The sequence below is a fragment of the Weissella muntiaci genome (assembly GCF_008107635.1).
Classification (GTDB): Bacteria; Bacillota; Bacilli; order Lactobacillales; family Lactobacillaceae; genus Weissella; species Weissella muntiaci.
In genome coordinates this window covers 99993-112972 of sequence record NZ_SDGZ01000010.1, presented here as the reverse complement: position 1 = coordinate 112972, position 12980 = coordinate 99993, and the positions used below count along the sequence as shown (strand labels likewise).

Genomic DNA, 12980 nt, shown 5'->3' with positions numbered 1-12980 from the left:
AGTATTATGGCATTAACACCACAAGAGATTCACGCTAAGGAATTTACAACCCGCTCTAGTAAATGGTATGACCGGACAGAAGTTAATGAATTTTTGGATCAGGTTGTAACAGATTATGATGCATTGATGCAAGAGAACGCAATGTTGAAGACTAAGTTGGCAGATGCCGATGCAGCTTCATCACAGGTTGAAGAGATGAAGCAATCTGTTAATTCATCAATTTTGATTGCCCAAGAGGCTGCCGATCGTTTGAAGAAGCAAACAGAAGCTGAATCAGAAGCAACCTTGCAACAAGCACAAGCTGAAGCCCAACGGATCGTAATGGAAGCCAACACTAAGGCCAATGCATTGATCAGTGATAGTCAACGTAAGAACGAAGGCTTGGTTGTACAGCATGAAGCCTTGGAGAAGGACATGACTACTTTCAAGTCAAAGCTTGAAGGTATGCTACAAGCTCAGATTGATCTATTAAAGACTGACGAATGGGCTAGTTTTACAGCACCAGCAAAGTCAATGTCACAACAAAGCACACCTGTTCAACCAGTTGCCTCTGCAGCACCAGTTGAGCCAGCAGTTGAAACTGTTGTAGTTTTCCCAGCCGACGAGCAAAAGTAATTTTTTACTTGAACTTGTGGGGGGACTTGAGTATGATTGGTATTAATCTCTTAATTAAACGGTTATTTGTATTCTTTAAAGCGAGCTGGGGATGGTGTGAGTCCGGCAAAGTTACGCAAATTACTTATCGGTAAGAGAACATTTAAATACACAATGAGGTGGCAGAAGACTGTCATGAACTCGGGTGGTACCACGTTACAAGTGACGTCCCGCGCTAGCATTGCTGGCGCGGGACTTTTTTATTTAATGGCATTTTAATCTATAAATTTGACGAAGAGGTAAAACGTATGAAACTCAAAGATACTTTGAATCTGGGTAAGACCAAATTTCCCATGCGGGGAAACTTACCTCAAACTGAAGCTCAACGAGAGAATGTTTGGTTTGAAAATAAAGTTTATGAAGCTCGCCAAAAGTTGAATGAAGGTAAGCCATCGTTCATGTTACACGATGGACCTCCATACGCGAATGGAAACATTCATTTGGGGCATGCACTAAACAAGATTTCGAAGGACATCATTGTTCGATATAAGTCGATGAATGGCTTTTATGCGCCTTATGTACCAGGTTGGGATACCCATGGTTTGCCAATCGAGCAACAATTGACAAAGGCTGGAAAAGACCGTAAAAAGGTTGGCCCCGTAATCTGGCGGAAGATGGCAGAAGAGTTTGCTCGTAAGCAAGTTAAAATTCAGATGACAGATTTTAAGCGTTTAGGTGTTTCGGCAGACTGGGATCATCCCTACATGACATTGTTACCAGAGTTCGAAGCTGAGCAACTACGTGTCTTTGGGAAAATGGCCGGTAAGGGCTTGATCTACCGAGGTAAGAAGCCGGTCTTCTGGTCATGGTCATCGGAATCAGCCTTAGCAATGGCTGAAATTGAGTATCATGATGTTACAGCCCAAACAGCCTTTTACGCAGAACAGGTCAAGGATGGTAAAGGCATTCTTGATAATGACACGTATTTTGTGGTTTGGACAACGACACCCTGGACGATTCCAGCTTCACGAGGAATTTCAGTTAATGCTGATTTCGACTATGTCGTTGTACAGCCCGAAGCTGATCAAAAGAAATATGTGATTGCTAAGGAATTGTTAGAGCAGGTAGCTGACAAATTTGAGTGGGCTAACTACGAAATTGTTAAAACACTTAAAGGGCATGAGCTTGAGTATATGACGGCGCAACACCCATTTATGGATGTTGAGTTGCTGGTTATGAACGGTGATCATGTTACATTAGAAGCTGGAACTGGATTGGTGCATACGGCGCCTGGTTTTGGTGAAGATGATTATTTGATTGGACAACGTTATAACTTGGAAATTGCTGTGCCAGTTGACGATCAAGGACGGATGACCGCGGAAGCTGGAGCTGATTTTGCTGGGTTGCTATATTCAGATGCCGATGCAGTTTCATTGCAGAAATTAGCTGATGCAGGCGTACTTTTGAAACAGGAAGAACTTTTGCATTCATATCCATTTGATTGGCGGACTAAAAAGCCTGTTATTTTCCGTGCTGTGCCACAATGGTTTGCTTCAATTGATTCGTTCCGACAAGATATCCTGGATCAACTTGATACAGTAGCTTTCCAACCCGAATGGGGGAAGAAGCGTCTGTATAACATGATCCGTGATCGTGGCGACTGGGTTATTTCACGCCAACGTGTATGGGGTGTACCGCTACCAATCTTTTATGCTGAAGACGGAACTGCAATTGTTGATGAAACAATCATCAATCACGTCGCAGAATTGGTAGCAGAGCATGGTTCAAATATTTGGTTTGAAAAAGAGGCTAGTGAACTTTTGCCGGCTGGTTATCAAAATGAGCATTCACCAAATGGGATCTTTACCAAAGAAATGGATATCATGGATGTTTGGTTTGATTCAGGTACATCACATCAAGGAGTCATGAACGCTCGTGATTATCTCAAGTTCCCTGCCGATTTGGTCTTGGAAGGATCTGATCAATATCGTGGTTGGTTTAATTCATCATTGATCACATCGGTAGCGGTAACTGGTCAAGCGCCATACCGGAAGGTTTTGTCACAAGGCTTCACCCTTGATGGAAACGGCGATAAGATGTCTAAGTCATTGGGTAACACAATCTCACCGAATGAAGTTGTGAAAACAATGGGAGCTGAGATTATCCGTTTGTGGGTAACTACGGTTGATTCATCAGCTGATATGAAGGTGTCGATGGAGATCTTAAAGACTGTTTCGGAGTCTTATCGTAAGATTCGTAACACAATGCGGTTCTTGTTGGCCAACACAGCTGACTTTACGCCGAGCGAAGACGCGGTAGCATATGCTGATTTGACGCCGGTGGACCAATATTTCTATGCCCGTTTTAATGAGTTTGTCGCTAGTTTGAAGACTGCGTACGATAATTTTGATTTCCAAGATATCTACAAGCAATTGATCAACTTTATTAATGTTGACTTATCTGCATTTTATTTGGACTTCACAAAGGATATTCTTTACGTTGAAGCAGCCGATAGCCATGTTCGTCGTTCAGTTCAGACAGTTATGTATAAGGTATTGGCTGATTTGAAACAATTAATCTTGCCGGTTTTGCCACATACGGCTGAAGAGATTCATGAGTACATGGAGTTCGAGACGAGTGATTTTGCTTACTTGGCAGAGATGCCAGTGGTGGAAAACTTGGGTGATGTGTCAAAGCTATTGGCTAACTGGAGCGAATTCATGGTTTTGCGAGATGCCGCGAATAAGGCTTTGGAGGTTGCTCGAGATGCTAAGTTGATTGGTAAGCCAGCTGAGGCCGCTTTGACACTTTATCTAACTGATGCCCAAAATGACTTATTAGAAAGTTTAGGACAGGACGTACGGGTTGTCTTGATGGTGTCACAATTGCACTACGCCAAGGCTGTTGATGCGCCAGCTGATGTCGCAGAATATGACGGTTATCAGTTAAGCGTTGCCAAGGCTGCTGGGGCGATGTCACCGCGTGATCGGATGTATCACACTGACTTGGGAATGGATCCAGATTTTCCAATGTTGTCAGCACACGAGGCAAGTATTATTCGTGAGAATTATCCATTAGCCTTAGAAGAAGGCTTTGAAGATTAATTCTTAGATAGTATCTAAAATAAAACCTAATTGAGTATAGGGTGATTGGAATGTTTGGGCCAATTACCATATTCAATTAGGTTTTTTATTTCAACGTGAATTTTGAGGAAGGATGTTGCTTTTTTTACGGGCCAATAAATTGTTATAATAGAGACTAGTTAATTAGAAATGGAGTACAGGATGACAACGTTATATTTTATTCGGCATGGTAAAACAGAGTGGAACGAAGAGGGCCGCTTTCAAGGGGCGAGTGGTGATTCGCCTTTATTAGCCGAGTCATTACAACAGATTTCCGTGCTCGGCCAATATTTAGCAGACATAAATTTTGATCATGCATTTTCTAGTCCGATTAAAAGAGCAAAAACGACAGCCGAATTAACGCTTAAAAACTTGAAGCATATTCCTGAACTTACAGAATTAACCGGTTTAAAAGAATTTACAATGGGTGTTTGGGAAGGGATGACCTTTGACGATGTTAAGGCCAAATGGCCACGGATGTATGATGCTTATCGCCATCATCCGGAACGTTTTGAGGCTACTCAGGTTATAGGATCTGAGACCTTTGAACAGGTGCAAGCACGCTTTACGGCAGCAATTCAGATGGCAATTGAGCAATATGGTGGTCCTGACCGAACCCTGATTTTTTTCAGCCATGGGATGGCATTGACTGCAGGAATGGGTGCGTTATTAGGTATTCCATTGGATCAAATTAGAGCACGGGGTGGCTTAGGCAACACAAGTACCTCAATTTTAACAACAGATGATGGAATTAATTTCAAAGAAGTTATTCGCAATGATACTTCGTATCTAGGTGTTGAATCGGATGCATCCAACACAATTTAAGGAGGTTGTCAGATGACGCCAGCAGAAGCAGCACAATTGGATATTAAAAATTTAGTGGCAAAGATTGATCAAGAACCAAACAATTGGGAGGCTTATATTGATCTAATCAATGTGTTAATGATTACCGAGAATTATCCAGAAGCAGAAGAGTTGGCGTTGAAGACCCTTGGCTTGTTCGAACAGGATAAACTGGCCCGGCCACATATTTTCTATGCTTTGGGAAATGTGTACTATTCGGCTGGGGAATATGCGCAGGCAAATCAATTTTTCAATCAGATTGACGATGCTAAATTGACGCATGACGCAACGATGATGCAGGCTCAAGGGTGGTATGCGCAGAATAAGTTCCAGCAAGCCCTTGTTTTTGCATTGACGGGGGTTGAACAAGATGCAACCGATCTAGATGCACAGATCCTGTTGGGCAATATCTGGCTGGCTCTACAAAATAGTTGGGAAGCACAAGAAGCCTTTGATGCAGCGTTGGTAATCGAACCAGAGAATTTTGACGCCAATTTTGCACGGGGAATTGTCGCTGTTGTGAAGGGTGACGTAGATAATCACTGGCTAATTAAAGCTAAAGAGCTTGACGCTTCGAAATTTCAAGTGCAGGCAGAACGGCTTGACGAGATCACCCAATTATTAGCGGGGCAATCGGATAATGAATGATGATGAAGTCTTTTTGTTTGATGAAGATGTGAATCAGGTAACTGAAAATCAAACAGAACCCTTTGTGGCAGGACAAGTGCAGGCAATTATGTTTGCAGCACAAGATAGTTTTTATAAGGTTTTAAGGATTCAGGTCGTTGAACAGAATATTGATTTTGATGAGGAAGAATTGGTTGTAACAGGTTCATTTGGCGATATTCAGCTTGGCGCGGGGTATGAGTTCAAAGGGCGTGTAACTAACCATGCTCGATATGGAATCCAGTTTGCTGCCAGTAACTATACAAAGCAGGCCCCATCGACATCATCAGGTTTAGTTAATTACTTATCATCTGAGCAATTCAAGGGCGTCGGTAAGGCAACTGCTAAGAAAATTGTTGATGCATTAGGAATTGAAGCGATTGATAAAATCTTAGCTGATGAACAAGTTTTGGATGATTTAGAGCTATCAAGTAAATTAAAAGAGACGTTGTTAACTCAATTGCGGCAATCTGATGGTATGGAGCGTGCAATTATCGCTTTAAATGACTACGGATTTGGCGCGGCACTAGCAACTCAGATTTACCAAAGATATCAATTAGAAACCTTACCGACTTTAAAAGAAAATCCTTATCAGTTGATCTTAGACATAGAAGGGGTATCTTTTAATCGAGTTGATCAGCTTGCACAGCAACAGGGCATGGACCCCTTAGATGCACGGCGAATTCAGGCCGGAACGGTTGCCGCACTCAATGCAGTGACCTTCGGGGCGGGAGATACATTTGTTGAACTTGATCCTTTGATTGTGGCTGTACAGCGTCTTTTGGAGCAAAGTCAAAATGTCGCAATTAGTTCGGCGTTGATTGAACGTGCGCTAGTAACCTTAACAGCTGCCGGAATCATTGTTGCCGATGGCTCACGCCTCTATATGCGGCCAGTTTTTGAAGCAGAGCAAGTCATTGCGGAGAAGATGGTGACCTTAACAAAGCGGACAACCGGCACCTTTAAACGAGCGGATGTGGTGACAGAACTCAAAGTTGTGGAGCAAACACAAAGTTTTGCTTATGACGAGGCCCAAGAGGATGCGATGGTTGCAGCTTTGACCTCGAACCTGTTTATTTTAACTGGTGGACCAGGAACTGGTAAGACCACGATTGTTAATGGAATTGTAGCAACATATCGACGATTGCTAAGGCGTGATGGGCTGAAGCCGGACGAAATTGATCAAGCAATTTTGCTGGCTGCACCGACTGGGCGCGCTGCTAAAAGGCTAGCAGAAGCAACGAGTCTACCTGCTTCGACCATTCATCGGTTACTTGGAATCACAGGCAGAGAGAGTGGTGAAGCCTTAGATATTGAAGAATTGACCGGACGGCTACTTGTAATTGACGAGATGTCGATGGTTGATACACAATTATTTGCTTTGTTGCTGGAAGCAATTCCCGCTGGAATGCAAATTATTCTCGTTGGCGATAAGGATCAGCTTCCTTCGGTCGGTCCTGGCCGAGTATTTTTTGATTTATTAGCAACGGGTCTCTTAAATTATCGTGAACTAGAATTAATTCATCGACAAGGGCAGGGGTCAACGATTGTTGAACTCGCTTCAGCTGTTAAGCACGGTGAGTTGCCAGCCGATTTTGCCGTGCGTCAAACTGATCGTTCGTTTTTTCCAGCAGCCTTGAAAACTGTTCCTAAATTGGTGGGAAAGATTGCGGAATCTTGGCGTGATAAAGGTAATTCGGTTGCCGATATGCAGATTTTGGCACCGATGTATAAATCAGCGGCCGGTGTGCATAATTTGAATCAGATTGCACAGGAGATTTTCAACCCTCTGACACCCAAGAAACGAGAAATCAACATTAAATATGGCGATTTAAACTTTTCATTTCGGGTAGGCGACAAGGTGATGCAGACAAGTAATGATCCCGAGCATAATGTATTTAACGGTGACATTGGCTACATTACCAGTATTTTATATGCTAAGGATGAGGTTAACCCGGAAAAAGTTGATGTGATAACCGCAACCTTTGATGCGGGTGAGGTAACCTATGTGCGTCAGGATTTCAATCAGCTAACCTTGGCATACGCAACAACGATTCATAAAGCGCAGGGAGCCGAATTTAAGTTGGTAATCATGCCTTTGGTCAATTATTTTAGTCGGATGTTACAGCGAAACCTGTTATATACGGGTTTGACCAGGGCGGCTGAATCGCTTGTATTAATTGGTGAGGAAAGTGCCTTTCAACGGGCAACGGCTACTGAGGGCATAAATCGTCAAACAACCCTTCAAGAGCGAATCAAACAGGCGCAAACAGGTGAAACGGTCGTACTAGAAGTTGAGCAAACGGACGACCATGTGACAACGGATGAGGTATCGCTGGTGGCTCCGGTGGTTACGGCTCCAGAGGTGGTTGATTATAATTTAACCTTGGCTAAAATTGATGGAGCTGAAATTGATCCAAATATTGGGATGGATCAATTGTCACCGTATAGTTTTATGAATTAATTTGCAAAAAATAAAATAAATATGATAAAATAAAGCGTTATAATTCGATTGAAAAGGGGTTTCTGACATGTCAGGACACAGTAAGTGGCACAACATACAAGGGCGTAAAAATGCCCAAGATGCAAAGCGTGGAAAGATTTTCCAAAAGCTTTCACGTGATTTGTATACAGTAGCAAAGTCTGGTGGAGCTGATCCTGATTCAAACGCAGCCTTGCGTTTGGTAATGGACAAGGCTAAAGCTGCCAACATGCCAAAGGATAACATTCAACGTGCTTTGGATAAGGCAACTGGTCTTGGTGGTGCGAACTATCAAGAGTTGACTTATGAAGGCTATGGACCAGCTGGTGTCGGTGTCGTGGTTGAGGTTTTGACCGATAACACAAACCGTACTGCAGCAGCTGTACGTTCAGCATTTAAGCACTTCGGTGGTGAGCTTGGAACGAGTGGTTCGGTTGCTTTCCAGTTTGACCGTAAGGGTTACATGGAAATTGAGCGACCAGAGGATTCTGATTTTGATGAAGATGAAGTCATGATGGCAGCATTAGAGGCTGGTGCTGATGATGTGAAGACTTTTGATGATCAATTTGAAGTTTATACTGATCCTAAGGCTTTCCCAGAAGTTCGTAAGGCTTTGGAAGAAGCTGGTTACGTTTTGCAAAACGACGAAGTAACTTTGGTTGCGCAAAATCCAATGGATGTTCCTGAGGACAAGCAAGAATCATTGGCTCGTTTGGTTGATGAACTTGAAGAGCACGACGACGTGCAAGCAGTTTTCACTACAGCTGAGTAAATAAGCTAATGGAAGAATTCGATGTGGTTTGGCTACATCGAATTTTTTTGTGAGCAGAATTTGTAAAGGTAATTGACAGATCAAAGTAATCGCGTTAATGTTATAAGAACAAATTCATATAGAGTCGTTAACGTGTTTTGCCACAGACTCCTTAAAAGGGAATCCGCTTTGGATTAACGGCGCTGTGCATTTTTGGATGCTTTGCGCCGTTTTTTCTTTTTTTCAGTCGTGGCAAAAGATGGATGGCTGATATTTTAGGAGACCGAATCGTGTTAGAGCAATTTTTTAAGTTATCTGAGAATAAAACAACCGTGCGGACCGAAGTGGTTGCAGGTATTACAACCTTCGTCGCAATGGCATACATTATTTTCTTGAATCCGGCAGTGTTGGCTTTAACCGGAATGCCTAGTCAAGGGGTTTTCTTGGCAACAATTCTAACGGCCGTGACTGGTACATTGATTACTGGGCTATTTGCCAATCTACCTTATGCTTTGGCACCCTCTCTCGGGATGCAGGCGATGTTTACCTATACCATCGTATTTGGTCTCGGGTTCACTTGGCAACAAGCATTGGGAATGGTTTTCTTGGTTGGTTTAGTTGATGTTATTATCACTTTGACTAAAGTACGTTCGATGATTGTTAAAGGGATTCCTGATCAATTAAAGCATGGAATTGCAGCCGGAATTGGGCTATTCATCGCTTATATCGGTTTGAATAATGCTGGCTTTTTAAATTTCAATATCAGTAGCTCAAGTATTTTGAAGGTAAATGATGTTGCTTATCATGGACAAAAGGTTCATGACAGTGTCACAAGTGTTGTATCAGGTTCCGGTACGACACCAATGATTACATTATTTAATACACCAGCAGTCCTACTGGCCTTGATTGGCTTAATCGTTTTAATTTTGTTAGTAATTAAGAAGGTCCCTGGAGCCTTCATTATTTCGGTAATCATTACAACGATTATTGGAATTCCAATGGGTGTTACAAACACACATATTGGTGGCTTTGCAGCTTTCGGAACAACTTTCAAAGATTTCGGAATGATCTTCGGTCAAGCGCTTGGTAGTCAAGGCTTGTGGTCAATGTTTGATACACCAGCACATATTTTGATTGTTATCTTAACTGTATTTTCAATGGGACTATCTGGTTTGTTTGATGCAATCGGAACGTTTATCGGAACTGGAATATCAACGGGGATTTTCTCAGAGGCCGATCAAAAAGAATTCTATGAAGGTAAAGGCTTTAAATCAAAGATGGATCGTGGTTTAGTTGCTGATACTTTCGCAACAATGTTTGCTGGAATCTTTGGTACTTCAAATACGACAACCTTTATTGAAGCATCAGCGGGAATTAAGGCTGGTGGTCGCACAGGTTTGACTTCGGTTGTGATTTCGATTGGCTTTTTGATTTCGATTGTCTTTGCGCCATTTGTAAACGTAATTCCAAGTGCTGCAACAGCACCAATTCTCGTGATGGTTGGAATTATGATGATGAATGAGTTTACACAAATTGATTGGAATGATATCGAAATTGCAATTCCAGCATTTTTCACAGCAGCTTTCATGGCATTCTCTTATTCAATCTCTTACGGGATCGCTGCTGGTTTCATCTTCTACATTTTGGTGAAATCACTTCGACGTAAATATCACGAAATTAGTCCGGTGTTGTGGGTCATTACGGCACTCTTCTTAATTAACTTCGTTGTACTAGCGTTAAATAGTAAATAAAGTTCAAGACGTCGACCAAAATTTGGTCGGCGTTTTTTTGATATATGCTCGTATACTGGTGTCATTTTAAAGTGAGGAGGTAGGATATGGAGTGGAGTGAGAGGTTTTCTGGCTATATGGACACTGCCATTCAGCAACGGGCGAGTGATCTTTATTTGATTCCGGGTGTGGCTGGATATCGACTCATGCTGGCGAATGGTATGCGTTTTGAACAACTAGCAACTTTGTTACAAAGCGAGGGTCAACAATTAATTCAATATATCAAATACCAGGCACAGATGGATATCGGTGAGTGTCGCCGGCCACAGGTTGGTGGTTGGGCTTTTACCAGTGAACGTTATATGATCCGGTTACGGGTTGCTGCTGTTGCAACGGTAAGTGGGTTAGAAAGTTTAGTTGTCCGGCTTTTGTTTCCATTAGCGATGACTGAGTTGAATTGGCAGAGGCGAGCGGATTTTAGAAGACTTTGCCAAACCTTGTCGAGTCAACAAGGACTGGTATTGCTGGCCGGTCAGATGGGGAGCGGTAAAACTACAACTCTACATGCGGCGCTTAATGAATTGGCGGAAGAACGACTAATATTAACGATTGAAGAACCAGTTGAATTATTCAATAGCAACTATATTCAATTGGAGGTTAACCATGCGGCTGATCTAACCTATCATGCACTTTTAAGGATTGCATTACGTCAAAGAGCTAATGTCATCATGATCGGAGAGATTCGTGATCAAGATACCGCCAAGTTAGCAATAGAGGCGGCCCTATCAGGACACCTAGTTGTTAGCACAATCCATGCTCGATCCACTCGCGGAATTTGGCTTAGACTACTGGATTTAGGAGTTCAAGAACAACAGTTAACGGAAGTTATTGTTGGCATGGGCTATCAACGGTTGATATTCCAGGAGGGACGAGCGGTAGTTGATCTTGATTTTGCTGGATTTCAAATGACGCGACAACTGCTAAAACAGAAAAAGGATTTCGCCTATGAAATACACCAGACATAACCGGTGGCCATTACAAAGACAGGCGTTCTTTCTCACGGAATTAGGTCAATTAGTGGTAGTTGGGTATTCACTTAAGCAGGCACTTGATTTGATGATGGTCATCTTACCAAAGCAGAAAAAAGCTCTTATCGACATGCAAAAAGCCCTGCAAGCTGGTGATTCTTTTGCGTTAGTGCTTAGACCATATCTAAGTACGACCATAACTGTTGAATTGGAATTTGCACAACTCCATGGCGACTTGGTTAGTCTATTGAGAACTTTGGGCGGACGGATTACGACGAACGTCGCACAGTGGCAAAGATTAAAACAAACCATGTGTTATCCGATTTGTTTGCTGTCAGTTACAGGTTGTCTGATGCTGATTTTTGTAACATACATTTTCCCATTGAATAAAGGAGCAGGTGTGGATTACTTGGATATGAAGACGCTCTTATTTTCTTTTGGGATTATGTTGTTGTTGGCGGTGCCAGTAACGTGGTTTACTTGGTGGACCTTTCATAAGGTGTCCGCAATTGACCAGATGCACCGTTTGATCAAGTTACCAATATTCGGCACCTGCTACCGGATGTGGCTAACAGCACGATTCGGTCTTCACTTAGGTCTGCTTTTGCAGAATGGTGTAGGGCTAGCCCAGATTATTGAATATGGGGCTGGAACAGCAAAAAATAGTCTCTTTCGCGAATTAGCACGACTAGCAAAGAATGAGTTGTTATTAGGGGGCAGCTCGATGAGTTTAATTCAACATAATGATTTGCTGCCGGCTGGGATGGCTAATTTGTTTCAAAGTGGTCGAAAGCCTGCGGCGATCGGTGCGGATCTACAACGGCTTGCAGAGTATGAATTTGACGCACTCAATCAACGAATTAATCGATTAATTAATGTCGTGCAACCAGTCTTTTTTGTTGTGATCGCACTGATTGTGATTTGCTTATATGCAATGCTATTAATTCCGATGTACGCCAAAATGGAGGGGATTCTTGAAGCCTAAAAAATATTCTCGGAAGGCATTTACCTTAATCGAAGTACTAACAACGATGTTTATTATTAGTCTTTTGCTGTTATTAGTAATGCCGAATCTGGCGCGGGTTAAACAACAAGCCGAAGCTAAACAAGCTCGGGCAATGGTTCAGACATTGCAAACGCAGATCGAGCTGTATCAAGACGAATATGGTGAGCAAGTGGTCACGATTGATAAATTACTAGCCGGAAATCGGTATTTGACGAGTGCACAGGGCCAGCGACTTCGCCAGTTGAATATTGGTATTGAGAACAACCTTGCTAAGTATGCTGAAAAATAGGCGTGGATTTACTTTGTTTGAGTCTTTGCTGGCCTTGATGATTGTATGCAGCATTACATTGTTCGGATGTTATCAATTAGAAGCAAAGCGATCGGGTAACTGGAGGAATTTTGAACGCGAATTTCATTATAATTTCATTCAGTTACTTGCACGACAAGCACAATTTAGCGTTAGGACTAATGGTAACCATAAATTATGGTTAGCTGAGACATCAATCTGCTTGCCGGTAAACTGGCAGATTGTTAATGAAGGTTTCTTCACGGTAATCAGGCGTGAGGGGCTTGGAACACGACCGGCAACGCTAAAATTTAAAGAGAGGCTGTCCGGACGGACAAAAAAACTGGTTTTTCAGCTTGGAGGTGGGACCTATGATTTTAGGTAAGCACAAAGCTAGTGCAATTTTTGAGGGATTGGTTGGTCTATGTTTATTTACGTTGGTTGTGGGCTCGGTCTTACAATTTGTACAGCA

11 protein-coding genes are annotated in these 12980 nt (G+C 42.5%); all 11 read left to right on the top strand.

Annotated features, from left to right (window positions below):
• Positions 1 to 6: 6 nt before the first annotated feature.
• Entirely contained in the window at positions 7 to 615 is a 609-nt protein-coding gene (locus ESZ50_RS03465) for a DivIVA domain-containing protein (protein WP_148622204.1), read from the top strand.
• A gap of 287 nt (positions 616 to 902) precedes the next feature.
• The gene (ileS, locus tag ESZ50_RS03460) at positions 903 to 3698 is read left to right on the top strand and encodes an isoleucine--tRNA ligase (protein WP_148622203.1); all 2796 of its coding nucleotides are present in this window, start codon (positions 903 to 905) and stop codon (positions 3696 to 3698) included.
• 180 nt (positions 3699 to 3878) lie between these two features.
• Positions 3879 to 4541 (top strand): histidine phosphatase family protein, encoded by a 663-nt coding sequence (locus ESZ50_RS03455; protein WP_148622202.1) that lies wholly within the window; start codon positions 3879 to 3881, stop codon positions 4539 to 4541.
• 12 nt (positions 4542 to 4553) lie between these two features.
• Positions 4554 to 5207, top strand: coding sequence for a tetratricopeptide repeat protein (locus ESZ50_RS03450; protein ID WP_148622201.1), 654 nt, complete (start codon positions 4554 to 4556; stop codon positions 5205 to 5207).
• Positions 5200 to 7689, top strand: a complete 2490-nt coding sequence (gene recD2, locus ESZ50_RS03445; RefSeq protein WP_148622200.1) for an SF1B family DNA helicase RecD2 — start codon at positions 5200 to 5202, stop codon at positions 7687 to 7689. The genes ESZ50_RS03450 and recD2 overlap by 8 nt, the downstream gene beginning before the upstream one ends.
• Before the next feature lie 67 nt (positions 7690 to 7756).
• Positions 7757 to 8479 carry a YebC/PmpR family DNA-binding transcriptional regulator gene (locus tag ESZ50_RS03440; RefSeq protein WP_148622199.1) on the top strand — a complete coding sequence of 241 codons (723 nt, stop codon included), beginning with the start codon at positions 7757 to 7759 and terminating at the stop codon, positions 8477 to 8479.
• A gap of 269 nt (positions 8480 to 8748) precedes the next feature.
• Positions 8749 to 10209: an NCS2 family permease gene (locus tag ESZ50_RS03435; RefSeq protein WP_148622198.1), complete on the top strand. Its 1461-nt coding sequence runs from the start codon at positions 8749 to 8751 to the stop codon at positions 10207 to 10209.
• Positions 10210 to 10295: 86 nt separating this feature from the next.
• Positions 10296 to 11213: an ATPase, T2SS/T4P/T4SS family gene (locus tag ESZ50_RS03430; RefSeq protein WP_148622197.1), complete on the top strand. Its 918-nt coding sequence runs from the start codon at positions 10296 to 10298 to the stop codon at positions 11211 to 11213.
• A complete protein-coding gene (locus ESZ50_RS03425; RefSeq protein WP_148622196.1) occupies positions 11194 to 12201 on the top strand; it encodes a type II secretion system F family protein in 1008 nt (335 codons plus the stop codon). The genes ESZ50_RS03430 and ESZ50_RS03425 overlap by 20 nt, the downstream gene beginning before the upstream one ends.
• Positions 12191 to 12511, top strand: coding sequence for a competence type IV pilus major pilin ComGC (locus tag ESZ50_RS03420; RefSeq protein WP_148622195.1), 321 nt, complete (start codon positions 12191 to 12193; stop codon positions 12509 to 12511). The genes ESZ50_RS03425 and ESZ50_RS03420 overlap by 11 nt, the downstream gene beginning before the upstream one ends.
• Complete coding sequence (locus tag ESZ50_RS03415; protein WP_148622194.1) at positions 12498 to 12893, top strand: prepilin-type N-terminal cleavage/methylation domain-containing protein; 396 nt, start codon at positions 12498 to 12500, stop codon at positions 12891 to 12893. The genes ESZ50_RS03420 and ESZ50_RS03415 overlap by 14 nt, the downstream gene beginning before the upstream one ends.
• Positions 12894 to 12980: the final 87 nt, after the last annotated feature.